This is a genomic window from Alteripontixanthobacter muriae (assembly GCF_013336795.1).
Classification (GTDB): Bacteria; Pseudomonadota; Alphaproteobacteria; order Sphingomonadales; family Sphingomonadaceae; genus Pseudopontixanthobacter; species Pseudopontixanthobacter muriae.
Map to the genome: position 1 here is coordinate 43,516 of NZ_JAAFZT010000005.1, position 24,762 is coordinate 68,277.

Here is a 24,762-nt window from a genome sequence, read left to right on the forward strand (position 1 = left end):
TTCACCAGCATTCATTCACCCTTGGCAGTGTGGATGTGGATTTCCCCTTCCAGCGTGCGGTGCACCGGGCATTTGTCGGCAATAGTGACCAGGCTGTCGCGCTGTTCTTCCGAGAGCGCGGTTCCTTCAAAGCAGATCACCCGGTGGATCGCCTGGACTTTCAAGCTGCCGTCGATCGCATCTTCACAATCCTTTGCATGGTCGCTCTCATGCCGAAGATGAATGCGAACGCCTTCGAGCGGCCATTTCCGCCGCTGCGCCACCATCTGCATTGTCATCGCGGAACAGGTGCCAAGCGCCGCCAGCAGCAGGTCGTAAGGCGTCGGCCCGGTATCGTCCCCACCGAAGCTGCGAGGTTCGTCGGCCACGAAGCTGTGAGTGCCTGTGTGGACCTCCGTTCCGAAACGCCCGTGGCCTGATCGCACCACGACGCCCTCCTCGGGCATCGGCCAATCCGCGCTCAATGGCAGGTTACGCTGTGACCATGCCGCGACCATGTCCGCCACGAACTCTGCATCTTCAGGGTTGGTCAGCAGATGATCCGCATTGTCGAGACTAATAAAGCTTTTGGGATGCTTGGCAGCGGCGAACAGTTTTCCCGCATGATCCACACTGACGACGCCGTCCAGCGGGGAATGGAATATTGCCAAGGGGGTTCGCAGTTCCGACACCGCCGAAAGCAGATTGGTGCTGCGTGTATTCTCGATGAAACTGCGCCCGATGCGGAACGGGCGGCCACCAATGGTCACGTCCCCTTCCCCGTCCCGCTCGATCGCCGCAAGATCGCCTTCGATGTTCGTCAGCACATGCGGCACGTCCGACGGGGCGCCGATGGTTACGACAGCGGCGACATTCTTCATGCCAGCAGCGGCGCTGAGCACGGCTGCGCCGCCAAGGCTGTGCCCCACCAGCAGCACCGGCCCGCCAAAACGTTCGATCAGATAGCGCGCGCTGTCCGTCAGATCGGCTATATCGGTGCTGAACCCCGCACGGCCGAATTCCCCTTCGCTGCCGCCCAGGCCAGTGAAGTCGAAGCGCAAGGTGACAATACCGCGCCTTGCAAGGGCACGACTGACCGCCACGGCGGCGCGGCTCTGTTTCGTGCAGGTGAAGCAGTGAGCGAACAACGCTGCCCCGCGCACCAGGCCGGTCGGCATCTCCAGCGATCCTGCAAGGTCATGTCCCGAGGCAGCGGTGATAGTCACGGTTTCGGTCGGCATTTATCTTCCTTCTGACACCTGCAAGAGCGGATTGCGGGTCTGTCGTCCCGCCTAACGCATCTCGTCCGGCGCTTCCAGCACGTCCGCCAGCCGCTGCAAAGGCGGGTAAACCCCCGACCCTCGATAACGGGTGGCGTGATGATCGCCCGATCGGAGGCACTCGCCTTGCGTCGTCCGGCGGCGCCCTCTAACCACCCTGTCAAAGGCAACATGACAAGGCAGATGCACAGATGAAGCAGCGTTTCGAAGGTACGAAAGACTATATCGCCACGGACGATCTGAAGGTAGCAGTGAACGCAGCGGTCATGCTGCGCCGCCCGCTGCTGGTGAAAGGCGAACCTGGTACCGGCAAGACCGTGCTCGCTCATGAAATCGCCCGCGCCATCGATGCGCCGCTGATCGAATGGAACGTCAAATCCACCACTAAGGCACAGCAGGGCCTGTATGAATATGACGCGGTGGCCAGGCTGCGTGACGGACAGCTCGGTGATGAGCGGGTCCATGACATTTCCAACTACATCAAGAAAGGCAAGCTGTGGGAGGCGTTCACCGCACCCGAGCTGCCGGTCCTGCTGATCGACGAAGTCGACAAGGCGGACATCGAATTTCCGAACGATCTTCTTCAGGAACTCGACCGCATGAGCTTCGATGTCTATGAAACGCAGCAGCGCATCACCGCTGTCGAGCGGCCCATCGTGGTGATCACATCGAACAATGAAAAGGAGTTGCCCGACGCATTTCTGCGCCGTTGTTTCTTCCATTACATCAAGTTTCCTGACCGCGAGACGATGCGCGACATCATCGATGTTCACTTCCCCGACATCCAGAAGACGCTGGTCACCAAGGCGATGGACATTTTTTATGAGGTGCGCGACGTGCCGGGCCTGAAAAAGAAGCCGAGCACCTCCGAACTGCTCGACTGGCTCAAGCTGCTGCTGAACGAGGACATGCCGCTGGAGGTTCTGCAGGACCGCGATCCCACCAAGGCCATTCCGCCGATGCACGGCGCGCTGCTGAAGAACGAGCAGGACGTGATGCTGTTCGAACGGCTCGCCTTCATGTCGCGCCGGAACGCCTGAGCCTTTCCGCTCCAGCTTCCGCTCGCTTCATGTCGGGGCGAGCGGAAGCGAGACGACTTTCCAATTGCCACGCGCGCTGCCAAGGACGGCTTGTGAAAATACCGGCCCCCTTCCGCATCGCCAATTTCCGCGCCTACTGGATATCGCGCCTGTCCATGACGCTGGCGCAATATGCCATGCTGCTGATCATCGGCTGGCAGACCTATAATATCGCCCGCGACAGCGGCATGGATGTGGCCGCAGCGTCGGGACAGCTGGCGCTGATCGGCCTCCTGCAATTCGTGCCGCTGTTCTTCCTGACGCCGTTTTCGGGCCTTGTCGCCGACCGGCTCGACCGCCGCAACGTGGCGCGGCTTACCGTCTTGTTACAGATGACGAGTGCGGGCGTGCTCGCGTGGCTGTCCTATAACAATGCGATAAGCCTGACGGGGTTGTTCACCATCGCCGTGATGCTCGGGATTGCGCGGGCGTTTGCAGGGCCGGCTTTGTCGGCCTTGGCGCCAAACCTCGTGCCGAAAGAAATTCTGCCGAATGCCATCGCGCTTTCGTCCATAGCGTGGCAGGTCGGGATGATCGTCGGGCCGGCCATCGGCGGCTATTTTTATGTCATCGCGCCTGCCCTTCCCTATGCCATCGCCGCCGGACTGTTCGCGCTGTCCTTTCTCGCGCTCGGCTTCATCGGTCATGTTCCCCGGTCCGAAATTCTCGGCGCGCAGCGGCCGATCGGGCAGATCGTCGACGGGCTGCGCTATGTCGTTCGGAACAAGATGGTGCTCGGCGCCATCACTCTAGACTTGTTCGCCGTATTCCTGGCGGGCGCGACCGCGCTGTTCCCGGTCTATGCCCGCGACATTCTGGAGGTCGGCGAAACCGGGTTGGCGAACCTTGCCATGGCACCTGCCGTAGGCGCCGCGCTGACGGCTCTGTGGTTCTCCTTCTTCCCGCTCAAGAGCAATGTCGGACCGAAGATGCTTTGGGCTGTGGCGATATTCGGTGTTGCCACCGTCGTTTTCGGCCTTTCGAAGACGATGCCGCTTTCGCTGGCCATGCTGTTCATCGTCGGAGCGGCAGACATGTTCTCCGTCTACATCCGCCAGTCGCTCATTCAGTTGCACACGCCGGATGACAAGCGAGGGCGCGTTTCCTCGGTCTCCCTGCTGACCATTTCGGCGTCGAACGAGTTCGGCGACTTCTTCTCGGGCACTCTGGCGTGGATCATCGGCCCGGTCCTGGCCGTGGTAACCGGAGGCATCGGAGCCATTGCTACCGTCGCGCTGTGGGCGCGCATCTTCCCGGTCCTGCGCACCACCCGGACCTTCGATGCGCCCGAAGCGTTGGATCAATCGAACGAAGAACACACTGCAAGCAAGGAGGCCTCATGAAAGCCGACAACATCCTCGCCACCATTGGCAACACGCCCCATATTCGCCTTTCGCGCCTGTTTCCCGGCCATGAGGTATGGGTCAAATCGGAGAGATCCAATCCCGGCGGATCGATCAAGGATCGCATCGCCCTCGCCATGGTCGAGGCAGCCGAGAAATCCGGCGAGTTGAAGCCCGGCGGTACCATCATCGAACCGACCAGCGGCAACACGGGCGTGGGCCTGGCAATGGTTGCTGCGGTCAAGGGATACAGACTCGTGCTCGTCATGCCAGAAAGCATGTCGCTCGAGCGCCGACGATTGATGCTGGCCTATGGCGCGACATTCGATCTGACGCCGAAAGAAGGCGGCATGAAAGGAGCGATCGACCGCGCCAAGGAACTCGTCGATCAAACCGATAATGCCTGGATGCCCCAACAGTTCGAGAATGCGGCAAACTTCGACGTGCACACCAAGACTACCGCCATGGAAATCCTCAACGACTTTGCCGATGCACCTATTGACGTGATGATAACGGGCGTCGGCACCGGCGGGCACATCAGTGGCTGCGCTTCGGTGCTGAAAAAGAAATGGCCTAATTTCAAGGCCTATGCGGTGGAGCCGGAAGGTTCACCGGTCATATCCGGCGGGCAGCCCGGACCTCACCCGATCCAGGGCATCGGCGCAGGCTTCATTCCCGGCAATCTGCACACGTCCTCGATAGATGGCGCGATCACCGTCGATCCCGAAAAGGCCAAGGAGATGGCCCGCCGGGCCGCTTCGGAAGAAGGCATGCTGGTCGGCATCTCGAGCGGGGCGACGCTCGCCGCGATTGCCAAGAAACTGCCGGAACTGGATAGCGGTGCCCGCATCCTGGGCTTCAATTACGACACGGGCGAACGGTACCTGTCGGTGCCGGACTTTCTGCCGGAACAATAAGGTTTAATCCTGCTGAAGTTAAAAGGGCGGCTCTCCGAACAGAGAGCCGCCCTTTTTGTGTGTCGCGGACTGAAGCGATTAAGCGGCGGTAGCGAACGCTTCCTCGGGCAGAGCCATCATGCTGGCGCTTCCGGCTTCCAGCTTGCGGCGCAGCGCTCCTGCATCGGGAAGGAACCGTTCCGCATAATAGTTCGCAGTCGTCAGCTTTGCCTCGTAAAACGCCTTGTCCTCAGGGTTACCCGTCAACTTCGTCTGAGCGACTTTGGCCATGCGCAGCCACATCAGGCCCAGCGTGACGATGCCCATGATGTGCATGTAATGATGTGCGCCCGCCCCCAGATCGTTCGGGTTCTTCATCGCGTTCTGCATGAACCACATGGTCGCAGCCTTCTGCTCACCCAAGGCACTTTCGAGCCGCGTGGCGATGTTGCCGAGTGCATCGTCCGCCTTCGCTTCTGCGATTTCTTCATCGACCGTCTTGAAGAACGCCTGAATCGCCTTGCCACCGTCACGGGCGAGCTTGCGGCCGCAAAGGTCCATCGCCTGAACACCATTGGTGCCTTCGTAAATCATGGCGATGCGGGAGTCGCGGACATATTGCTCCATACCCCATTCCTGGATGTAGCCGTGGCCGCCGAAAACCTGCTGCATGTTGGTAGCGATGTCGTAGCCCTTGTCGGTGCCGTAACCCTTGATCACGGGCGTGAGCAGGCTGATGATCAGATCGGCTTCCTCGCGCTCTTCCTGCGTCTGCGCCTTGTGAGTCAGATCGACCTGCAACGCGCCCCAAAGCGCCAGCGCACGCATGCCTTCAGTGAAGGCCTTCGCATCCATCAGCATGCGTCGCACGTCCGGGTGCACGAAAATCGGATCAGCGGCCGCTTCAGGCTCCGCAGGTCCGGTCAGCGCCCTGCCCTGCCGCCTGTCCAGCGCATAGGCGACGGCGTTCTGGTAGGAAACTTCAGCTTGCGCCAGACCCTGAATTCCGACGCCGAGACGCGCGGCATTCATCATGACGAACATGCCTGCAAGGCCGCGGTTTTCCTCACCGACGAGATACCCCTTTGCCCCGTCGTAATTCAGGACACACGTCGAGTTGCCATGAATGCCCATCTTCTCTTCGATGGACCCGCAGGTCACGCCGTTGCGCTCGCCCAGCGATCCGTCTTCGTTCACCAGCACCTTGGGAACAATGAACAGGGAAATGCCCTTGGAACTGTCCGGGGCGCCCGGAGTCTTCGCCAGCACGAGGTGGATGATGTTCTCGGTCAGATCATGCTCACCGGCCGAGATGAAGATCTTCGTGCCGGTGATTGCATAGCTGCCATCGGCCTGCGGTTCAGCCTTGGTGCGGATCAGGCCGAGATCGGTTCCGCAATGCGGTTCCGTCAAATTCATCGTGCCAAGCCAACGATTGGCGATCATCTTTGGGAGGTATTTCTCCTTCTGCTCCTGCGAACCCGCAGCGATGATTGCGGACACCGCACCATTGGTCAGGCCGGGATACATGGCGAACGCCTGGTTCGCCGTGCCCATGAACTCCTCGACGGCGAAACCCAGCACATGCGGCATGCCCTGCCCGCCGAACTCCTCGGGCTGGGCAATCGTGCCCCATCCCGATTCAACATATTGGCCGAAAGCTTCCTTGAAGCCATCCGGAGTGGTTACCGAGCCATCTTCATGCCGGGTGCATCCCTGGCGATCGCCTATCGCGTTGATCGGCTGCAGGACCTCGGCGCAGAACTTCCCGGCTTCATCGATGACGGTGTCGATGATGTCGGGCGTCGCGCTTTCGAAGCCTGGCAAATTGCCATAGCTTGCCAGATCGAGCACTTCGTTGACGATGAAACGCGTGTCGCGCGTCGGGGCGGTATAGGTGGGCATCTAAATTTCCTTGAATGGAGGTGGTACCGGCGATCGAGTCACAGACGGCAATCAGCCGGTCTGCGCCTCGACCTGCCGGATGAAAGCGGAAAGTTCCTTGATCGATGAATCGATATCGGCGCGTTGCTGTTTCAGCTTGGCAACATGGGCGCGGCACCGCTCGACCGTGACGCGCCTTTGTTCGACCCGCCCGTCATCGAGATCGTAGAGGTCGATCATTTCCTTGATCTCGGTCAGGCTGAACCCGACGTTCTTGGCGCGCATGATCCAGGCGAGCCGGGCACGGTCACGCTTGGAATAGACGCGTGCAAGCCCCACTCGGGCAGGCGCGACAAGGCCCTCATCCTCGTAGAAACGCAGGGCGCGGGCCGTGCAGTCGAACTCTTCCGTCAGGTCGGATATGCTGTAATTTTCACGGCCGAACTTGTCCGGCCGATCGATATGCGCGCCTTTGTGCCTTTCAGCCGAAGTTGCAACAGAAGGAGCGGGTGCTTTTTGCGCGAGAGATGTTCGTGGCATGCCCGATCGTATACATACCCTTTACGTAAAGGTCAAGGAGAGATGAAGCGTAGCTCTCCTCCCTCCATGCGGCGGTAAAAGCAGCTTTCGGCTCCGGTGTGACAAGTCGGCCCTGCCGGATCGACCTTCAAAACGATGGCATCCTGATCGCAATCAGTAAGCATTTCAATTACGGGCAGAACATTCCCGGACTCTTCTCCTTTCTTCCAGAGGCGATCGCGAGAACGGGAATGAAAATGCGCAAAACCCGTTCGAACAGTTGCGTCCAACGCCTCCCGGTCCATGAAAGCGACCATCAATATCTCGCCCGTCGTGCAGTGCTGGACGACTGCGCTCAGCAGACCCTTGTCATCGAACTTGGGCAGCCATTCACGTGTTTTTTCTTTTTTTTCTTTGATCGGGCTCATTATGCGTCTCTGTAGCTCATGCTCATTGTGGCGGGCCTAACCCATGTTGCAATATGACAACATTCAGCAGTCAATTGCAGCTAAATTCCCATTCCTGCTTTGATAGCACGTGTTTCGGTGGGAGAAGCGGCACTGCGGACCGGGCGTTGCAAGGCGCCAAGGTTCAGGAAGGACGGATGTGAGGTCATTTGGGTGGTCACCATCCGAACTGTTGATGAGGAACAGAACAGCGGCGGCAATCTGGGGGGAAAGCCGCCGACGCTGAAAAGCGGTTCATGTTGATCGTCACGTGGCGCCCGGGGCTCAGGCCTCGGGCGTTTCGCGTTTTCAGGGCGCCTGTGCGTTGCATCAGCGCTGCGCCTGACCATTTTCCGGCAATACTCGCGCAAAGCAGCCCACGACCACGCGCCGGGCGCCTGCTTTCTTGAGCACATTCACGCAAGCGCTACTCGTCGCGCCGCTGGTGAGCACATCATCTACCAGAAGGATATCGCTGCCTTTCACCTTGGCGGCCTGCGAAGGCTTGACGGCGATAGCGCCCGCAAGCGTTTTCTTCCGCTGCTCTCGGCCCATTCCGCCAAGCGATGGCGTATGCCTTGTGCGATGCAGGAGCACCGGCTCATATCGTAAACTGCGCAATTTGCTGATTTCCATCGCCAGCAACGCCGCTTGGTTATAGCCCCGCCGCCAGAGCCGCCAGCGGTTCAAGGGGACCGGTGCGACCAGCCATTCGCCTCTCATTTCCGGGAGTCGGGCTGCAATCAGCCTTGCCATCATGGCAGCAAGGCCAATCCGGCCAGCATATTTCAGGTCGAGAACAAGCTGTCGCGATGGCGCATTGTAGAGAGTGCCTGCCGCTATGCCGTCATGCTGCGGTGGCTGAAGCATCCAGGGCGCGCAGATCGCACCCTCGATCACAGCGGTATGGTCCAGCGGCGCCTGGCAGAGCATGCACGATGGTTGCCCGGGCAGTTGCAAGCTGCCCCAGCATGGCGAACAGAGGCCGCTTTGGCTGGCGACGGCTTCGCCGCACAGCGGGCACCGCGGAGGATAGATGATATCGACAAACGGCATGAGAGATTGGCGCAGGAGTGCTGAATACCGCATCAGCGCCACCTGCCGCGCTTGCGCCACAGGCGCAAGACCTGCATTCCGGGGTCATGACACGAGCCACTATTCCGCAGATCTTTTCCCGGTCTCGCCGCAGGGCCACCCTGCGACGTTTGTCGAGCATGCAAGAGCCGCCGTTTCTGTTCACCGAAATGGCAGAGGACATCATGGATCGGCTTGGCTTCATGCATATATCCCCTGAAAAGGCATTGCTGTCAGGAGATTACTCTCGCGAGCTGGCAAACCACCTAAGGCGCACAGATGCCCAGGTGGATGTTCTCGATCCGCTGCTGATCGACGAAGAACAGCCCTTGCCCTTTGCAGATTACGATCTGGTCGTCAGCATGGGCCTGCTCGATACGTTGAACGATCTGCCTGGAGCATTGCTTCATCTGCGTAACACACTGGCCCCCGCCGGTCTGGCGTTAATGACCTTTGCGGGTGCGGGTAGCCTGCCTGTTCTGCGCAAGAGCCTGCTCGATGCAGAAACGGAACGACCGGCCGCACGCATGCATCCGATGGTCGACACCCGCGCCGCCGCCGAATTGATGCAGCGCGCCGGTTTCGCCCGCCAGGTGGTCGACAGCCGGTCGGTGAAGGTGCGGTATTCCACGCTCGACCGGCTCATAGGCGATTTACGGGCAAACGGAATGACGAACCGACTTGCATCGGTGCCGCCGCCGCTATCCCGAGCGACTGCGGCCAGACTGCGCACGATCTTCGACGAGCACGCCGACGAAACCGGCCGCGTGACCGAAACCTTCGAGATACTGACCCTGACCGGCTGGAGATCCTAGCGCAGCGATGCTTGCGCTGCGGCAAGCCTGGCGATGGGAACGCGGTAGGGCGAAGCGCTCACATAATCGAGACCGACCTCGTTGCAGAAAGAGATCGATGCTGGATCGCCTCCATGTTCGCCGCATATGCCGAGCTTGATGTCGGAACGCGTGGCTCGCCCCCGTTCGACGGCAGTGCGCAACAACTGCCCCACTCCATCAATGTCGAGACTGACAAAGGGATCGCGATCGTAGATGCCCTGTTCGACATAGGGCCCGAGAAAACGGGCCGCATCATCGCGCGAAACGCCGAGCGTCGTTTGAGTCAGGTCGTTGGTCCCGAACGAAAAGAACATCGCGTCCTTCGCGATTTCATCCGCCATCAGGCAGGCTCTCGGCAGTTCGATCATGGTGCCGACCAGATACTCGACTTCTCGCCGCTTCTCAGCGAACACCTCGGCCGCGACACGTTCCACCAGTTCGCGAAGGATCGTCAGTTCCCGGCGCGTTCCGACCAATGGGATCATGATCTCTGGCAGCGGGGCCTGCTCGCTCGATGCAGCAACATCACAGACCGCCTCGAACAGCGCGCGTGCCTGCATTTCGTAAATTTCGGGATATGTGATGCCGAGGCGGCAACCACGATGGCCAAGCATCGGATTAAATTCGTGAAGGTCGGCGGCGCGGCGGCGCAGATGATCTATTCCGAACCCCGTGGCATCGGCGAGCTCGGCGAAGTCATCCTCGGCACTTGGCAAGAATTCGTGCAACGGCGGGTCCAGCAGCCGGATCGTGCATGGCAGTCCAGCCATGACCTCGAATATCTCGTGAAAGTCTTTCCTTTGTTCAGGCAACAGTTTTGCCAAGGCTCCCCGGCGACCCGCTTCGTCTTCTGCCAGGATCATCTGGCGCACGGCGCTTATGCGGTCTGCATCGAAGAACATGTGCTCCGTACGGCAAAGGCCGATGCCTTCCGCACCGAACTGCCTTGCCATGCGGCAGTCGGCGGGTGTTTCGGCATTGGTGCGCACCTTCATGCGGCGGTGACGGTCGGCCCATTCCATCAAGGTAGCGAAATCGCCGGCAAGCTTAGGTTCGACGGTCGGCACTTCACCGGCCATCACCTGACCGTTGCCGCCATCCAGCGTGAGCATGTCGCCTTCGCTGAGTTGGCGCGAGCCGATCCGCAGGGTGCGCGCCTTCATGTCGATCGTGAGTTCCGAAGCACCCGATACGCAGGGGCGCCCCATGCCGCGTGCGACGACGGCGGCATGGCTGGTCATGCCGCCCCGCGCAGTCAGAATGCCCTTCGCAGCATGCATGCCGTGAATGTCTTCCGGGCTGGTTTCGAGCCGGACGAGAATGACCTTCTCACCGCGCTGGGCGTGCTGTTCGGCGGTATTGGCATCGAGTACGATGCGCCCTGCCGCTGCCCCCGGCGATGCCGGAAGGCCGCGGGTGAGCACGTCACGGTTCGCATCCGGGTCGAGGGTAGGATGCAGCAGCTGGTCGAGAGCCATCGGGTCGACGCGCAGAATAGCCGTTTTTTCGTCGATCAGCCCCTCGCCGACCATGTCCACCGCCATCTTGAGCGCCGCCTTGGCGGTACGCTTGCCGGTGCGGGTCTGGAGCATCCAGAGCTTGCCCTGCTGCACCGTGAATTCAATGTCCTGCATGTCGCGATAATGGCGTTCGAGCAGGTCGAAGGTCTGGGCCAGCTCAGCAAAGGCCTGCGGCATGGCTTCTTCCATGCTCGCTGGCTTCGCACCGGCATCCTCGCGCGCCTTCCTGGTCAGATATTGCGGGGTGCGGATGCCGGCGACCACGTCTTCCCCCTGCGCGTTTACCAGCCATTCGCCGTAGAACGCCTTCTCGCCCGTCGATGGGTCGCGAGTGAAGGCGACGCCTGTTGCACTGGTATCGCCCATGTTGCCGAAGACCATGGCCTGGACATTCACGGCAGTGCCCATGTCGGCGGGAATGTCGTTCAGCCTGCGATAGATCTTGGCGCGGTCTGCATCCCAGCTGTCGAACACGGCAGCGATAGCGCCCCAGAGCTGCGCCTGCACATCCTGCGGGAAAGGATCGCCCGTTTCCTGCTGGCAGATCGCCTTGTACTGCGCGACGATGCCTTCCCAATCTTCAGACTCCATCTCCGTATCGGAGAATATGCCCTTGTCTTCCTTCGCGATTTCGAGCGCTTCCTCGAACAATCCGTGATCCACGCCGAGCACCACATCGGAATACATCTGGATGAACCGGCGGTAGGAGTCCCAAGCGAAGCGCGGGTCGCCTGAAACCTTTGCCAGGCCTTGTACCGTTTCGTCGTTCAGGCCGAGGTTGAGCACGGTGTCCATCATGCCTGGCATGGAAACTGCCGCGCCCGAGCGCACCGATACCAGAAGCGGATCGTCCTTGCTTCCGAACGACTTGCCGACCGTTCTTTCGATGTGTTCGAGCGCACTTGCCACGTTCTGACGCAGCGCCGCGCTGAAATCCGCGCCTTCCTTCAGGTAGCGCACACATTCTTCGGTGGTGATGGTGAAACCCGGAGGCACCGGAAGGCCGATGCTGGCCATTTCCGCAAGATTGGCACCCTTGCCGCCGGTGATCGTCTTGTCCTTCTGGCGCACGTCCTTGTGAGGGGCGTCGCCGCCAAAGTGGTAAACGGTTTCGTTGCTCATCAGGGAACATCCTGTTGCATGGAACACATGGAACACGGTCCATGCCAAATAGACTTCATCCTTCGATGCGGCTGAAATCGGCGACCGCATCCACCGCGGCGCGGAAGCGGGCGAGAAGGTTCAGGCGCTGCGTGCGCTTGTCCTGATCGTCCGCGTTCACGGTCACTTCGTCGAAGAACCGGTCGATCGGCGCACGCAGGGATGCGAGCGCCGACATCGCACCGGAGAAATCCTCCGCCTGAGCCGCAGCCTTCGCCTTTGGCTCTGCCTGATCCAGCACATCCATCAGCGCCTTTTCGGCCGGTTCGGGCGTGTAGGAAAGAGCATTGCTGTGGCGCTGCGCCATCTTGGCATCGACCACCGCCTTCAGATCGGGATCGTCGACTATGGCGAGCGGGTCTTCCTCACCCGTGCGGGCAATCTCACCCTCGATCCCGTGCCAGTCTTCCTTTTTCAGGATGTTGGCCGCGCGCTTGTAGGCGGCGAGGAGGTTGGCTCCGTCTTCGGAGGCGATGAAGGTTTGCAGCGCGTTCACACGGGAAAGAAGCCGCACAAGGTCATCTTCGTTCCCGAGCGCGAACACTGCATCGATAAGATCGTGGCGAACGCCCGCTTCGCGTTGCTGAATTTTGAGGCGGTCGGCGAAGAAGTCTAGAAGGTCGTAGATTCGCGCAAGACCGACCTTCAGACCTTCCTCCTTCATCGGATCGTATACATCGTCGAGCGACGCTCGCAGCCCCTGTAAAGCCGTATTGATGTTCGCGCCCCGATCTTGGATTGTCCTCAGATCAGAAACCAGCCTGTCATAGAGATCGTTCGCACCTTTGGTCATACGACCCATTAAAACATCGGAGGAAGTGCTTAAGAAAGCTCGTGGCAGAGCAAACCTGAGTTCGTTAGCCATAATTAGCTGTATGCTGGACAGGGCGGCTCGCCTGAGAGCGAAAGGGTCTTTGGAGCCTGTCGGCCGTTCATCAACTGCGAAGAACCCGGCCAGAGTATCCAGCTTATCCGCCAAACTCACCGCTACCGTCACCGGCGCAGTGGGCACCTCTTCACCCTGCCCCACTGGCTTGTAGTGGTCGCGGATGGCATCAGCCACTGCATCGTCCAGACCCTCGGCACGAGCATAATACCCGCCGATAACGCCTTGTAATTCCGGGAACTCGCCAACCATTTCGGTAACGAGGTCTGCCTTGGCTAGATGCGCAGCCTGTTCTGCAAGGTCTGGATCGGCACCGGGCACGATGCCCTCTTCCGCCAGCCAACGCGCCAGCTTCGCAACCCGCTCGACCTTGTCGGCGACGGTACCGAGCTTTTCGTGGAAGGTAATCCGCTCTAGACCCTCGGCATGCTGGGCCAAGGTCTTCTTGCGGTCCTGCTCCCAGAAGAAGCGCGCGTCGGCCAGCCTTGCGGCGAGCACCTTGCGGTTGCCATCGACAATGGCCTCTCCGCCGTCGCGGCCCTCGATATTGGCCGTGCAGATGAATGCATCCGCAAGCTTGCCGTCACGTTCGCAGACGAAATATTTCTGATTGGTGCGGGCGGTCAGCTGGATGACCTCGGGCGGAACGGCGAGGAAATCCTCGTCGAAATGGCCAAGCAGCGGGATCGGCCATTCCGTCAGACCGGCATTCTCGACCACCAGCCCCTCGTCCTCGACCAGATCAAGCCCCGCCTGAGCCGCGACGTCATGCGCGCCCTTGCAGATTAGGGCCTCCCGTTCCGCATGATCGACGATGACGTGGGCGGCGCGCAGCTTCATCGCGTAATCATCCGCGCCGCCGATAGTTATGTCGCCCGAATGGTGGAACCGGTGCCCCAGGGTAACCGCGCCGCTGGTGACGCCATGCACTTCGCAGGGCACGATCTCACCATCCAGCAAGGCGACGATCCCGGAAAGCGGGCGTACCCAGCGCAGGCTTTCGGTGCTCAGCGAGGCCTCGCCCCAGCGCATGCTCTTGGGCCAGGGGAAAGCGCGGACGATCGCAGGGATGGCTTCGGCCAGAACGTCGCTAACTGCCCTGCCCGGCACCTCGGTCACGGCAAAAAGCGTGGGCGTGCCTTTGACGTCCATCACCTCCAGTTGGTCGCGCGCCAGACCGGTGGAACGCAGGAAGCCTTCGATGGCCTTGTCCGGCGCATCCGCTTTCGGCCCCTTGCGTTCTTCGCTCACCGCTTCCGTGTGCTCGGGCAGGTTGCGAGCGATCAGCGCAAGGCGGCGCGGCGTACTGAAGACCTCGGGTGAGGCAATCTCGATCCCTGCCGCGACCATCTGTTCGGTAAACAGCCTCGCCAGATCCTGCCGTGCGCCTTTCTGCATGCGCGCGGGGATTTCTTCGGACCGCAGTTCGAGGAGGAAATCGCTCATGCCGACCACTCCGGATATTCGCTGGCCCAGCGCTCCTTCTCCCGCTCCATGTATGCCTCGCATGAACCACGCGCCAGGTCGCGCACCTGTGCCATGTAGCTGGCGCGTTCCTGCACGCCGATCACGCCGCGGGCCTGCAGCAGGTTGAAGATGTGACTGGCCTCGATCGCCTGTTCATAGGCGGGAATGGGCAGCTTGGCTTCCAGCGCATTGCGGCATTCGGCAGCGGCCTTGCGGAACAGGTCGAACAGGGCATCCGTTTCGGCGATCTCGAAATTCCAGGCGCTCATCTGCTTTTCGTTTTCGAGGAACACCTCGCCATAGGAAACGCCTGGCCGCCCCGCTGCGGGCGCGGAGAACGCGAGGTCGTACACGTTGTCGACACCCTGAATATACATGGCGAGCCGCTCGAGCCCGTAGGTAAGTTCACCCGCGACGGGCTTGCAATCATAGCCGCCCATCTGCTGGAAATAGGTGAACTGCGTCACCTCCATCCCGTCGCACCAGACTTCCCAGCCAAGGCCCCAAGCGCCGAGGGTGGGGCTTTCCCAGTCGTCCTCCACGAAGCGGATATCGTGCTTCAGCGGATCGATGCCGATGGCCGAAAGGCTGTCTAGGTAGAGCTGCTGCAGATTGCTCGGGCTTGGCTTCAGGATCACCTGATACTGGTAATAATGCTGCAGCCGGTTCGGGTTTTCGCCGTAACGGCCATCGGTCGGGCGGCGGCAGGGCTGGACGAAGGCTGCGTTCCACGGCTCCGGCCCCAATGCGCGCAAGGTCGTCGCGGTGTGAAAAGTGCCCGCGCCCATCCGCATGTCGTAGGGCTGTAATATCAGGCAACCATGAGCACTCCAGTAATCGTGGAGCGTGAGGATCATGTCCTGAAAGCTGTTTGCAGGGTCGCGTGCCATGGTGCGGGGCTTTGGCGGATGGGCGTTTGAGCGTCAATGCCGGGCTGCACAGCCGCCCATTGGCCGGTATTTCGGAAAGGCTTGTCACTGCCGCGATGAACGGGCATTCATCATCCGTGAAGAATTTACATGCGACGAAGGCCGTGATGAAACCGATTATGCGCAGGATTGCCGGGCTTTTCTCCGGCGTGGCCATGCTGGCGACCCTACCCGCCTGCGCTCAGCAGAGCCTGCCGACGCCGGTGCCGAACACCCGCGTGTCCTTGGCCGAAGTCGAATTGGACGGCCCAGCCCTGTGGCGCGTGGCGGATGAGGATACGACGATCTATCTGTTCGGGACGGTTCATGCCCTGCCCGAAGGAATGGACTGGTATCGCGGCACCATCTCCGACGCGCTTGCCTCGTCCGACATGCTGGTGACCGAAATTCTCACCGATGAAAGCATGGCTGCGACGATGCAGCAGCTGGTTGCGGAAAAGGCGGTGCTGCCGGAAGGGCAGTCGCTGCGTGCCCTCCTCGATGTAAACCAGCGCGCGTCCTACGAAAAGGCAGTTGCCGGACTTGGCCTTCCCGCCGATTCTTTCGACCGGTTCGAGCCGTGGTACGCGGCAATGATGCTGTCGATGCTTCCGCTTCTGCAGCAGGGCTATACGCCCGATCAGGGGGTGGAGAAGATCCTGGAAAGCCGCGCCGGCGCGGGTCTGGGCCGCGGAGAGCTGGAAACTGTCGATTATCAGATTGCGCTTTTCGACCAGTTGCCGATGGAATCGCAGATCAGCTTTCTTGCCGAAGTTGCCGACAATTTCGACAAGATGAAGCCCATGATCGACGCCATGGTTGCCGAATGGCTCGAAGGCGATGCGGACGGCCTGGCCGCTCTGATGAACGATAGCATGACGGACCCGGTGCTCGCCGAATGGTTGCTTTACAAGCGTAACCGGAACTGGGCAGGATGGATCGACAGGAGGCTGGATCAGCCGGGCACGGTCTTCATCGCTGTTGGCGCTGGCCACCTGGCTGGCGAGAAGTCGGTACAGGATGCCCTTGCCGACCGCGGTATCCAGACGGAGCGGGTGCAATGACGAAACGGCTTTTGATTACGGTTTGCGCGGCAGCGGTTCTTGCCGGATGCAGCGGGGGCAATGCACGTGAGGAGCGCTCCGATTCCGCGCCGATCCTCTGGGAACTCGCCTAGCTTTCGTTCTGTTACCGTTCCGTCCAGCAATACGCCGATTGCCATTTTTCTTGCTTTGAGCACGGCACCTCCTTAGGGCGCAGGCTTTCTGGCCATGGTCATCCCTGGAGGCGTGGCGGAAAAACGTAACTCAACGCAATTCGAAAGGCACGTGACATGAGCGAAGCTCTCAACCTGCCGGCCGAGACGCGCGAAGGGGTTGGCAAGGGAGCCTCCCGTTCACTGCGTCGTGAAGGTCGGATACCTGCGGTCATCTATGGCGGCAAGGAAGAACCCACCCCGATCCACGTCGAGGAAAAGGAACTGGTCCGTCAGCTGATGACCGGCCACTTCATGAACTCCATCGTCATGATCGAGCTTGGCGGAAAGAGCATTCGTGCGCTGCCCAAGGACGTGGCGCTTCACCCGGTTACCGACCGCCCTGTGCATGCCGATTTCCTGCGCCTGTCCAAGGATTCCAAGATCGAAGTCGCCGTTCCGGTGGTGTTCGTGAACGAAGAAGCCAGCCCCGGCCTGAAGAAGGGGGGCGTGCTGAACATCGTTCGTCACGAGCTGGATCTGATCTGCGAATCCGACAAGATCCCCGACGAGATCTCAATCGACGTGACCGGCAAGGAAGTCGGCGATTCGATCCACATCAGTGCCATCGAACTGCCGGCCGGTTCGCAAAGCGCGATCACCGACCGTGACTTCACCATTGCGACGCTGGTCGCGCCGTCTGCCCTGAAGCGTGCCGAAGGCACGGCCGAAGAAGGCGAAGACGAGCAGACTGGCGCCGGCATGGAAGCCGGTGGCACCGCTGCGACCGAACAGGGTCCGGACGACGACGCTGCCAAGGAACAGGAAGAAAAGAGCGAATAAGCTCTTTTTCCTGCAAGCAAATCAGAGGCCGGTTCAGCAGCAATGCTGGGCCGGCCTTTTCGCTGGCGAACGCTTGCACGAAACCGCCGCTGCTTGCTCTCGGCGGTAAAGAAGCTATCGGGGCGGCATGCAAATCTGGACAGGCCTAGGAAATCCCGGACCGCAATATGCGCTGCACCGGCACAATATCGGGTTCATGGCGATCGACGTCATTGCCGACTTCCACGACTTTGCGCCCGTCCAGAAGAAGTTTTCAGGCTGGACGCAGGAAGGCCGCATCGGCGGCGAAAAGATCCTCTTGCTCAAACCCGCGACATTCATGAACAAGAGCGGTCAATCTGTCGCTGAAGCGATGCGCTTCTTCAAGCTGGACATCGAAGCGCTGACCGTCTTCCATGACGAGCTGGACCTCGCCCCTTTCAAGGTGAAGGTCAAACAGGGTGGCGGCCACGCCGGGCACAATGGCCTGCGTTCGATCGACCAGCATCTTGGCCCCGATTTCCGGCGGGTGCGGCTGGGCATCGGTCACCCCGGGCACAAGGATCGGGTGACTGGCCATGTTCTCGGAAATTATGCGAAGGCAGAACAGGACGATCTCGTGACGATGCTGGGCGCAGTCGGTGCGGAGTGTCACTGGCTTGCCAAGGGAGATGCACCGCGGTTCATGAGCGACCTTGCTTCCCGCACGCAGCAGGCCGAGGATTGATGTCGGCGGAGTTTACAAGTCGCAACCCGCGCGGACAGCGTTAACCATCGAATGCGGCTTGCTCGCGTGCATGGCACGCCACTTGCGTGTAGGTCGACAAAAGACGCTAAGCTTGATTTTCACGAAGGGGCAAACATGAAGAAGATTGTGTTCGGAACCGTTCTTGCAGTGGCCTGCTGATCGCAGCACCGGCCTTGGCGATGACATCTCCGCCGTCCAGCGATCACCCTGCCCGGCCCGGAAAAGGCAGTTCGTCCAGCGGCGGCGCCACTCAGGTTCCGGAGCCTGGTATTCTTGGCCTCATGGGTCTTGGCCTCGCCGGCCTCGCTTTTGCGAGCACGCGCAGGCGTCGTCGCTCCTGATCGCGCAGACTCCGATCATGATCTGACCAGCGGTGCCCGACGGGGCGCTGGCTTTCGCGCCGCACGGCCGCTAAGGCCCGCGCAAACACATCATATCGGAGTTACAACATGGGTTTCCGTTGCGGAATCGTCGGCCTGCCCAACGTCGGCAAATCGACCCTGTTCAACGCCCTGACCGAAACGCAGGCGGCGCAGGCGGCGAATTACCCCTTCTGCACCATCGAGCCGAATGTCGGGCAGGTCGCGGTGCCCGATGCCAGGCTGGACGACATCGCCCGCATCGCGAAATCGGCCAAGATCGTGCCCACGCAATTGGCATTCGTTGACATCGCAGGCCTGGTCAAGGGCGCGTCGAAGGGCGAGGGACTGGGCAACCAGTTCCTCGGCAACATCCGGGAGGTCGATGCGATCGTCCATGTGTTGCGCTGCTTCGAGGACGACGACATTCAGCACGTCGCCAACAAGGTGGACCCCATCGCGGATGCGGAGGTGGTTGAAACCGAACTGATGCTGGCCGATCTCGAAAGCCTAGAAAAGCGCGTCCCCGCAGCCCAGAAAAAGGCTGCATCGGGCGACAAGGAAGCCAAGGTCATGGCCTCGGTTCTTGGTCAGGCGCTCGATCTGCTGCGAGACGGGCAGCCGGCACGGCTCACGGAACCTGCCGATACCGAAGAAGAGCGTGTCTTCGCTCAGGCCCAGCTTCTGACAGCCAAGCCCGTTCTCTATGTCTGCAACGTGGCAGAGGAAGACGCGGCGGAAGGCAACCCCTTGTCCGCCCAAGTGTTCGAAAAGGCGAAGCGCGAAGGTGCGCAAGCGGTCGTGGTATCAGCGGCAATCGAAGCCGAGCTCGTCGGGATGGACGAGGCAGAGCGGACCGAGTTTCTGGCCGAAATGGGACTTTCGGAAACCGGTCTGGCGAGGGTAATCCGCGCAGGTTATCAACTGCTCGGGCTGCAGACGTTCTTCACGGCAGGTCCGAAGGAAGCCCGCGCCTGGACTTTCCCCACAGGCGCGCGGGCGCCGCAGGCCGCAGGCGAAATTCACAGCGATTTCGAACGTGGCTTCATTCGGGCGGAAACCATCGCGTTTGATGATTTCGTCAACCTGGGCGGTGAAAGCGCCGCACGGGAAGCGGGCAAGCTGAGGCAGGAAGGCAAGGAATATCTTGTGCAGGACGGGGACGTGCTGCTTTTCAAGTTCAATGTATAGGCTAAGGTGCTGGGCAACCGGTAAACGAGTTGCCTGACCGCTCAGTGGTCGTAACTTGCACGCCTAGGTATACAGGGGAGACGGGCAGATGGTCGACAAGTCGGAAAAATTCAATTGGCTCGTTCGGATTGGCTATTTCAGCCGAGCGATATTCTATACCGTTCTGGGGCTGATCGCGCTAACCAGCGCGGGCAAGATCGGCGAAGGCACGAATGGTGTGTTTCGGGCGATCGACGAATTTCCTGCAGGGACGGTCATCCTGTGGATTCTTGTGATCGGCCTCACAGCCTACGCCCTCTTCCGGTTTGCCTCGCTCTTCTTCGACATCGAAAACAACGGGTCGGACAAGAAGGGTTGGGCCAAGCGCGTCGGCCATGGTGGCAGCGGCATCGGCCACCTTGCGCTTGCCTACAGTGCGTATCAATTCGCAACCACTGCCGGAACACCGTCCGGATCGGGTGACGGTGCACAGGAGGCAGCTTCGGGCGTACTGTCGGTTTCGCTCGGCGGCATCGTCCTGGGTCTGCTCGGCATCGCGTTTCTCGTAACCGCGATCTTCCAGTTCAAGAAAGCATATACGGGCGAATTCATGCACCGGATCAGCAGCAGGGCTCCCGACGCAACACGCGTGCTCGGCGGCGCGGGCTTTGCCGCGCGCGGCGTCGTCTATCTCGTGATCGGCTGGTCCCTGTTCCAGGCCGGTTTCATGTCGCAGGGTTCCGACGAGGTGAAGACCATCGGCGATGCGGTCGCTTCGCTGGCGGGAACCGGGTTCATTTTCACATTGGTGGCAATCGGATTGTTGCTGTTCGGTATCTTCAGCCTGGTGCTGGCGCGATATCGCATCATCCCGGACATGAGCAGCGGCGGTAAGATCCCCAGCTTCCGCGCTTGACAAGGGGAGGAGGCACCGCGCCTCCTCCTTTTTGACCCGCCTGAAGATAATTCGCCTGAAAAAGGTTGCGAGCCATGATCTATTTCGAAGATTTGCAGGTCGGCCAAACCCAGAGCTTCGGCCGGTACGAGGTTACGCGGGACGAGGTGACCGATTTCGCCTCGCAATACGATCCGCAGCCCTTTCACCTTGATGACGAGGCAGCGGCACAGACCCATTTCGGCAGGCTTTCTGCCAGTGGATGGCACACTTGCGCCATAACCATGCGGATGCTGGTCGACAATATGTCAGACGTTCGGCAGGCTGGCCTCGGCTCACCGGGCATCGATAATCTGCGATGGATCAAGCCAGTGTATCCCTGTGATGTTCTGCGGGTCGAAACGGAATTGCTGGAGAAACGGCGCAGCAAGTCGAAGCCCGATCTCGGCCTGTTCAAGTCACGCAGTCGCACCATCAATCAGGACGGCGAGATCGTGATGGAGATGATCAGCAACGGCCTCATCCGCGTCCGCGATCCGGAGGCTGCGGGCTAGCACCGGCCTCATCGCGTCACGATCCACACTCGGCGGTGCCATTGGCCTCATAGATCGTGCGGTCGTTTTCATCTCTCACGTTAAGCAATGCGCCGTCGAATCGCACTGTCTCGATCTCACCCGGAATTCCGGCGGAATTGTCGAATACCAGTTGGAGGGACCGCGCCTTGCCGACGTATTTCGACCAGCTATCCAGCGGAAGCTGCGCGCTGCCCTTGTCGGCTGCGAACTGCACGGTCTGATCGTTCAGCCGCATATAGGCCAGATCGGGGCCCGTCACCAGAACCGGCCCTTCCGCACTGCCCGCCGGCGTGAAGGAGCACCCTGCTCCGGTGAATCCCTCCCGCGAGGCCATCTCATAACTGATCGGCTGCGGCGCAAGTTCTTCTGCAGGCACGATCTGCGCAGCTTCCACCGCCGCAATCTTTGCATCGCTGATCGCCTCGCGCTCCGCCGCTGTCGGTTCATCCGCGCAGGAGGCCAAGGCAGAGGCGAGCAGACAGAGAGAGGATCGATGCAAGAAGAGTATCCATTCAGATTTCGGGTCACCGAATGGCGCCATTGTTACAGAACGCATTCGCGACCTAATTCGTTTCAGGCTTCAAGAATTCAGAAGCGTCTATTTGCATTCAATCAATGACGTCCAAACAGCTTTTCCACGTCAGCCATCGATAGTTTGACCCAGGTGGGCCGGCCATGATTGCACTGACCGGAACGAGGCGTGCGTTCCATTTCGCGCAGCAGCGCATTCATTTCCTCGGTTCTCAATACGCGCCCTGCCCTGACCGACCCGTGGCAAGCCATGGTGGCAAGCACAAGGTCCAGCTTCTCTCCGAGCAGCAATGCCTCGCCATGTTTCGCCAGATCGTCGTCGATATCGCTCAACAATTTCGCAGGATCCGATCCGCCAAGTGCATGAGGCACGCTGCGCACCAGCATGGCGGACGGACCGAACCTTTCGATGGCTAGTCCCATCTCCGCCAATTTGCCGGCGGCGTCTTCCAGCCTGTCGCAGGCCGGTTCGTCCATTTCAACGACCTCGGGCATCAGCAGCGCCTGAGCACGCGAGACCGAAGCCCCCGAACCTGCTGCACGCAGCCGCTCGAGCACCAGGCGTTCATGCGCCGCATGCTGGTCGACAAGGACGAGGCCATCCGCAGCTTCGGCAACGATGTAAGTATTGGCGACCTGCCCGCGCGCGATACCGAGAGGAAAGTCACCCGCAACTTCCTGCGCGGGACCTGCTTCGGCCACGCGGCCCTGCAAGGGGGCTGCCATTTCGGTGCCCTCGCCCTGCCACGCAGGCGCGGCTTCGCCGACCCTGTTCCGCCCGGCACCCGCTTCGCCAGCAAACAGCGACCTTTCCCCAGCGTATGGCCCGGTCGGTTCTTCGCCGCCCGCTTTCCCGGCGCCCCATTCACCATTTACCGGTTCTGATTGCCAGCGGCCCATCGCCCCCGCATCGGGTGATTGCGCGCTTCGCCGGTCTCCCGTCGAAAGAGCGGATCTCAATCCGGAGACGATAAAACCGCGCACCGCCTGCGCATCGCGAAAACGCACTTCCGTCTTGGCCGGGTGCACGTTTACGTCCACCTCTTCCGGCGGCAAGTCCAGGAACAGCGCCAGGACTGCATGGCGGTCGCGGGCCAGCATATCGGAATAGGCCCCGCGAACTGCGCCGGTCAGCAGTCGGTCCTTTACCGGCCGGCCGTTCACGAACAGATATTGCTGGTCGGCGATCCCGCGGTTGAATGTCGGCAGCCCGGCAATACCGGTCAGGCGCATCACGCCTGCTTCACTGGCGCGCTCGAGCGAGATGGAGACGCCGTTGTCCTTCAACTCGCGCGCGATGATGGCGGACACGCGGTGTTCGAGGCTCTCACCCTCCCCTACTGCCAGGGTTCTGCGGCCGCCATGATCGAGAGTGAACGCGATGTCGGGCCGGGCCATGGCAAGACGCCGCACGACATCGAGCACAGCCGCATATTCGCTTCGGGCGGTGCGCAGGAACTTGCGCCGCGCGGGCACCTTGGCGAACAGGTTTTCCACCCTCACCCTGGTTCCCGGTGGCAATGCGGCAGGCTCGTCGGCAACGGTGCTGCCGTGATCGACGACCTTGCGCCAGCCAGAATCTGCACCACGCGGGCGGCTTTCCAGAGTAAGCCTGGAGACGCTGGCAATGGAGGGAAGCGCTTCGCCCCTGAAGCCGAGCGTGATTACCTGCTCCAGCGCACCATGCTCACCGATGAGGCTTTCCGGCAATTTCGAAGTCGCATGACGTTGCAGCGCCATTCCGATCTCGTCACGATCCATGCCGCAGCCATCGTCCGTAACTTCGAAGCGGGTCAATCCGCCGTCCACCAGGCTCACCGCGATGCGCGTCGCGCCGGCGTCGATCGCATTCTCGACAACTTCCTTCAGCGCCGAAGCCGGGCGCTCCACCACCTCGCCCGCAGCTATGCGGTTGACGAGATCCTCTGGAAGTCGGCGAATTTGCGGCATGATGCGGCTTGTAGCGACGAGCCGCCAGCAATTCGAGACGGACAGTGAAATTATCCTCCGCAGTCCGTAATAATTTTTAGCTTTTTGGGGGATGATTGGCTAAGGACAGGCCACTCCCAGTCACAAACGGGTTGTCACGGCTGCAGGAAGCTGCGCTGCCGGCCCGAAACATCACGGAAATTCGGCACCTATGGGCTTTTTCTCGAATCTTCTGAAATTCGGCTCGCAGAACATGGCGATCGACCTCGGTACCGCAAACACGCTGGTCTATGTACAGGACCAGGGCATCATCCTCAACGAACCGTCGGTTGTTGCCATCGAAACGCTGAACGGGATCAAGCGCGTCAAGGCCGTGGGTGACGACGCCAAGATGATGATGGGCAAGACGCCGGATTCGATCGAGGCGATCCGCCCTCTACGCGACGGCGTGATCGCCGACATCGAAATTGCCGAGGAAATGATCAAGCATTTCATCCGCAAGGTTCACGGCAAGAAGAGCCTGTTCCGATATCCGGAAATCGTGATCTGCGTGCCCTCGGGATCGACTTCAGTCGAACGCCGCGCGATTCGCGATGCGGCGAGCAATGCCGGTGCCAGCCAGGTCTACCTCATCCTCGAACCGATGGCGGCGGCGATCGGAGCGGACATGCCCGTGACCGAGCCCGTCGGTTCCATGGTCGTCGATATCGGTGGCGGCACGACGGAAGTCGCCGTGCTGTCTCTGCGCGGTCTCGCCTACACCACTTCGGTGCGGACCGGCGGTGACAAGATGGACGAAGCGATCGTCTCCTATGTTCGTCGTCATCACAACCTGCTGATCGGCGAAAGCACGGCTGAACGGATCAAGAAGAGCTACGGCGTTGCCACCATGCCCGAGGACGGCGTGGGCGAAACGATCACGATCAAGGGTCGCGACCTCGTCAACGGCGTGCCGAAGGAAATCACTATCAACCAGGGCCATGTCGCTGAAGCTTTGGCCGAACCGATCGGCGCCATCGTCGAAGGCGTGCGTATCGCCCTGGAAAATACCGCGCCCGAACTCGCCGCCGACATTGTTGATCAGGGCATTGTGCTCACCGGCGGCGGCGCATTGATTTCGGGGCTGGACGTGCATCTGCGCGAGGAAACCGGCCTCCCCGTCAGCATCGCGGAAGATCCGCTGTCCTGTGTCGCCCTGGGTACCGGGCGCGCGATGGAAGATCCGATCTATCGCGGCGTGTTGATGACAGCATAAAGGGG

General features: G+C 60.7%; 22 protein-coding genes. 12 read left to right on the forward strand and 10 right to left on the reverse strand.

Features of this window, described 5'->3' with window-relative positions:
* Positions 1–11 precede the first annotated feature (11 nt).
* The gene (locus G7A66_RS01685) at positions 12–1,220 is read right to left on the reverse strand and encodes a bifunctional alpha/beta hydrolase/OsmC family protein (RefSeq protein ID WP_174293975.1); all 1,209 of its coding nucleotides are present in this window, start codon (positions 1,218–1,220) and stop codon (positions 12–14) included.
* 230 nt (positions 1,221–1,450) lie between these two features.
* Here G7A66_RS01685 and G7A66_RS01690 point away from each other — a divergent pair, with 230 nt between their 5' ends.
* From G7A66_RS01690 to cysK, 3 genes are all read left to right on the forward strand, one after another.
* Complete coding sequence (locus G7A66_RS01690; RefSeq protein ID WP_174293976.1) at positions 1,451–2,299, forward strand: AAA family ATPase; 849 nt, start codon at positions 1,451–1,453, stop codon at positions 2,297–2,299.
* A gap of 155 nt (positions 2,300–2,454) precedes the next feature.
* Positions 2,455–3,681, forward strand: a complete 1,227-nt coding sequence (locus G7A66_RS01695; protein WP_232366591.1) for an MFS transporter — start codon at positions 2,455–2,457, stop codon at positions 3,679–3,681.
* Positions 3,678–4,598: a cysteine synthase A gene (cysK, locus tag G7A66_RS01700; protein WP_174293978.1), complete on the forward strand. Its 921-nt coding sequence runs from the start codon at positions 3,678–3,680 to the stop codon at positions 4,596–4,598. Before G7A66_RS01695 ends, cysK begins: the two co-directional genes overlap by 4 nt.
* Positions 4,599–4,676: 78 nt before the next feature.
* Here cysK and G7A66_RS01705 read toward each other — a convergent pair whose 3' ends face one another.
* The 4 genes from G7A66_RS01705 to G7A66_RS01720 all read right to left on the reverse strand — a co-directional run bounded on the left by G7A66_RS01705 (position 4,677) and on the right by G7A66_RS01720 (position 8,515).
* The gene (locus G7A66_RS01705; protein WP_174293979.1) at positions 4,677–6,482 is read right to left on the reverse strand and encodes an acyl-CoA dehydrogenase C-terminal domain-containing protein; all 1,806 of its coding nucleotides are present in this window, start codon (positions 6,480–6,482) and stop codon (positions 4,677–4,679) included.
* Positions 6,483–6,533: 51 nt separating this feature from the next.
* Positions 6,534–7,001 carry a MerR family transcriptional regulator gene (locus G7A66_RS01710; RefSeq protein WP_174293980.1) on the reverse strand — a complete coding sequence of 156 codons (468 nt, stop codon included), beginning with the start codon at positions 6,999–7,001 and terminating at the stop codon, positions 6,534–6,536.
* A gap of 32 nt (positions 7,002–7,033) precedes the next feature.
* Complete coding sequence (gene hisI / locus G7A66_RS01715) at positions 7,034–7,408, reverse strand: phosphoribosyl-AMP cyclohydrolase (protein ID WP_174293981.1); 375 nt, start codon at positions 7,406–7,408, stop codon at positions 7,034–7,036.
* Between the two features lie 348 nt (positions 7,409–7,756).
* Complete coding sequence (locus G7A66_RS01720; protein WP_174293982.1) at positions 7,757–8,515, reverse strand: ComF family protein; 759 nt, start codon at positions 8,513–8,515, stop codon at positions 7,757–7,759.
* A gap of 53 nt (positions 8,516–8,568) precedes the next feature.
* Between G7A66_RS01720 and G7A66_RS01725 the strand changes: the two genes are divergently transcribed.
* Positions 8,569–9,315: a methyltransferase domain-containing protein gene (locus G7A66_RS01725; RefSeq protein WP_174293983.1), complete on the forward strand. Its 747-nt coding sequence runs from the start codon at positions 8,569–8,571 to the stop codon at positions 9,313–9,315.
* Here G7A66_RS01725 and ppdK read toward each other — a convergent pair.
* From ppdK to G7A66_RS01740, 3 genes are read right to left on the reverse strand one after another with little or no spacing between them, the layout of a single operon-like run.
* Complete coding sequence (ppdK, locus tag G7A66_RS01730; RefSeq protein WP_174293984.1) at positions 9,312–11,978, reverse strand: pyruvate, phosphate dikinase; 2,667 nt, start codon at positions 11,976–11,978, stop codon at positions 9,312–9,314. The genes G7A66_RS01725 and ppdK overlap by 4 nt on opposite strands.
* Positions 11,979–12,033: 55 nt before the next feature.
* On the reverse strand, positions 12,034–14,349 hold the full coding sequence (gene glyS, locus G7A66_RS01735) for a glycine--tRNA ligase subunit beta (protein ID WP_174293985.1): 2,316 nt from the start codon (positions 14,347–14,349) through the stop codon (positions 12,034–12,036).
* On the reverse strand, positions 14,346–15,260 hold the full coding sequence (locus tag G7A66_RS01740; RefSeq protein ID WP_174293986.1) for a glycine--tRNA ligase subunit alpha: 915 nt from the start codon (positions 15,258–15,260) through the stop codon (positions 14,346–14,348). The genes glyS and G7A66_RS01740 overlap by 4 nt, the downstream gene beginning before the upstream one ends.
* A gap of 116 nt (positions 15,261–15,376) precedes the next feature.
* Between G7A66_RS01740 and G7A66_RS01745 the strand changes: the two genes are divergently transcribed.
* The 7 genes from G7A66_RS01745 to G7A66_RS01775 all read left to right on the forward strand — a co-directional run bounded on the left by G7A66_RS01745 (position 15,377) and on the right by G7A66_RS01775 (position 21,021).
* Positions 15,377–16,342 carry a TraB/GumN family protein gene (locus tag G7A66_RS01745; RefSeq protein WP_332310467.1) on the forward strand — a complete coding sequence of 322 codons (966 nt, stop codon included), beginning with the start codon at positions 15,377–15,379 and terminating at the stop codon, positions 16,340–16,342.
* Positions 16,343–16,611: 269 nt separating this feature from the next.
* Positions 16,612–17,316 (forward strand): 50S ribosomal protein L25/general stress protein Ctc, encoded by a 705-nt coding sequence (locus G7A66_RS01750; protein ID WP_174293988.1) that lies wholly within the window; start codon positions 16,612–16,614, stop codon positions 17,314–17,316.
* A 127-nt stretch (positions 17,317–17,443) separates the two neighbouring features.
* Complete coding sequence (pth, locus tag G7A66_RS01755) at positions 17,444–18,022, forward strand: aminoacyl-tRNA hydrolase (protein ID WP_174293989.1); 579 nt, start codon at positions 17,444–17,446, stop codon at positions 18,020–18,022.
* 200 nt (positions 18,023–18,222) lie between these two features.
* Positions 18,223–18,384, forward strand: a complete 162-nt coding sequence (locus tag G7A66_RS01760; RefSeq protein WP_174293990.1) for a PEP-CTERM sorting domain-containing protein — start codon at positions 18,223–18,225, stop codon at positions 18,382–18,384.
* A 108-nt stretch (positions 18,385–18,492) separates the two neighbouring features.
* The gene (gene ychF, locus G7A66_RS01765; RefSeq protein ID WP_174293991.1) at positions 18,493–19,593 is read left to right on the forward strand and encodes a redox-regulated ATPase YchF; all 1,101 of its coding nucleotides are present in this window, start codon (positions 18,493–18,495) and stop codon (positions 19,591–19,593) included.
* A gap of 88 nt (positions 19,594–19,681) precedes the next feature.
* Positions 19,682–20,488 (forward strand): DUF1206 domain-containing protein, encoded by an 807-nt coding sequence (locus tag G7A66_RS01770; protein WP_174293992.1) that lies wholly within the window; start codon positions 19,682–19,684, stop codon positions 20,486–20,488.
* Positions 20,489–20,562: 74 nt separating this feature from the next.
* A complete protein-coding gene (locus tag G7A66_RS01775; RefSeq protein ID WP_174293993.1) occupies positions 20,563–21,021 on the forward strand; it encodes a MaoC family dehydratase in 459 nt (152 codons plus the stop codon).
* Positions 21,022–21,037: 16 nt separating this feature from the next.
* On the opposite strand, the gene G7A66_RS01780 is transcribed toward G7A66_RS01775, so the two are convergent.
* Positions 21,038–21,505, reverse strand: a complete 468-nt coding sequence (locus tag G7A66_RS01780) for a hypothetical protein (RefSeq protein ID WP_174293994.1) — start codon at positions 21,503–21,505, stop codon at positions 21,038–21,040.
* A gap of 149 nt (positions 21,506–21,654) precedes the next feature.
* A complete protein-coding gene (gene mutL, locus G7A66_RS01785) occupies positions 21,655–23,523 on the reverse strand; it encodes a DNA mismatch repair endonuclease MutL (RefSeq protein ID WP_174293995.1) in 1,869 nt (622 codons plus the stop codon).
* Between the two features lie 190 nt (positions 23,524–23,713).
* On the opposite strand from mutL, the gene G7A66_RS01790 reads away from it, so the two are divergent.
* Entirely contained in the window at positions 23,714–24,757 is a 1,044-nt protein-coding gene (locus G7A66_RS01790; RefSeq protein WP_174293996.1) for a rod shape-determining protein, read from the forward strand.
* Positions 24,758–24,762: the final 5 nt, after the last annotated feature.

Excerpts from the sequence above, each read along its gene's own strand:
- G7A66_RS01685 (WP_174293975.1), bottom strand. The coding sequence starts at position 1,220 with ATGCCGACCGAAACCGTGACTATCACCGCTGCCTCGGGACATGACCTT.
- G7A66_RS01690 (WP_174293976.1), top strand. The coding sequence starts at position 1,451 with ATGAAGCAGCGTTTCGAAGGTACGAAAGACTATATCGCCACGGACGAT.
- G7A66_RS01695 (WP_232366591.1), top strand. The coding sequence starts at position 2,455 with ATGACGCTGGCGCAATATGCCATGCTGCTGATCATCGGCTGGCAGACC.
- cysK (WP_174293978.1), top strand. The coding sequence starts at position 3,678 with ATGAAAGCCGACAACATCCTCGCCACCATTGGCAACACGCCCCATATT.
- G7A66_RS01705 (WP_174293979.1), bottom strand. The coding sequence starts at position 6,482 with ATGCCCACCTATACCGCCCCGACGCGCGACACGCGTTTCATCGTCAAC.
- G7A66_RS01710 (WP_174293980.1), bottom strand. The coding sequence starts at position 7,001 with ATGCCACGAACATCTCTCGCGCAAAAAGCACCCGCTCCTTCTGTTGCA.
- hisI (WP_174293981.1), bottom strand. The coding sequence starts at position 7,408 with ATGAGCCCGATCAAAGAAAAAAAAGAAAAAACACGTGAATGGCTGCCC.
- G7A66_RS01720 (WP_174293982.1), bottom strand. The coding sequence starts at position 8,515 with ATGCGGTATTCAGCACTCCTGCGCCAATCTCTCATGCCGTTTGTCGAT.
- G7A66_RS01725 (WP_174293983.1), top strand. The coding sequence starts at position 8,569 with ATGACACGAGCCACTATTCCGCAGATCTTTTCCCGGTCTCGCCGCAGG.
- ppdK (WP_174293984.1), bottom strand. The coding sequence starts at position 11,978 with ATGAGCAACGAAACCGTTTACCACTTTGGCGGCGACGCCCCTCACAAG.
- glyS (WP_174293985.1), bottom strand. The coding sequence starts at position 14,349 with ATGAGCGATTTCCTCCTCGAACTGCGGTCCGAAGAAATCCCCGCGCGC.
- G7A66_RS01740 (WP_174293986.1), bottom strand. The coding sequence starts at position 15,260 with ATGGCACGCGACCCTGCAAACAGCTTTCAGGACATGATCCTCACGCTC.
- G7A66_RS01750 (WP_174293988.1), top strand. The coding sequence starts at position 16,612 with ATGAGCGAAGCTCTCAACCTGCCGGCCGAGACGCGCGAAGGGGTTGGC.
- pth (WP_174293989.1), top strand. The coding sequence starts at position 17,444 with ATGCAAATCTGGACAGGCCTAGGAAATCCCGGACCGCAATATGCGCTG.
- G7A66_RS01760 (WP_174293990.1), top strand. The coding sequence starts at position 18,223 with ATGACATCTCCGCCGTCCAGCGATCACCCTGCCCGGCCCGGAAAAGGC.
- ychF (WP_174293991.1), top strand. The coding sequence starts at position 18,493 with ATGGGTTTCCGTTGCGGAATCGTCGGCCTGCCCAACGTCGGCAAATCG.
- G7A66_RS01770 (WP_174293992.1), top strand. The coding sequence starts at position 19,682 with ATGGTCGACAAGTCGGAAAAATTCAATTGGCTCGTTCGGATTGGCTAT.
- G7A66_RS01775 (WP_174293993.1), top strand. The coding sequence starts at position 20,563 with ATGATCTATTTCGAAGATTTGCAGGTCGGCCAAACCCAGAGCTTCGGC.
- mutL (WP_174293995.1), bottom strand. The coding sequence starts at position 23,523 with ATGCCGCAAATTCGCCGACTTCCAGAGGATCTCGTCAACCGCATAGCT.
- G7A66_RS01790 (WP_174293996.1), top strand. The coding sequence starts at position 23,714 with ATGGGCTTTTTCTCGAATCTTCTGAAATTCGGCTCGCAGAACATGGCG.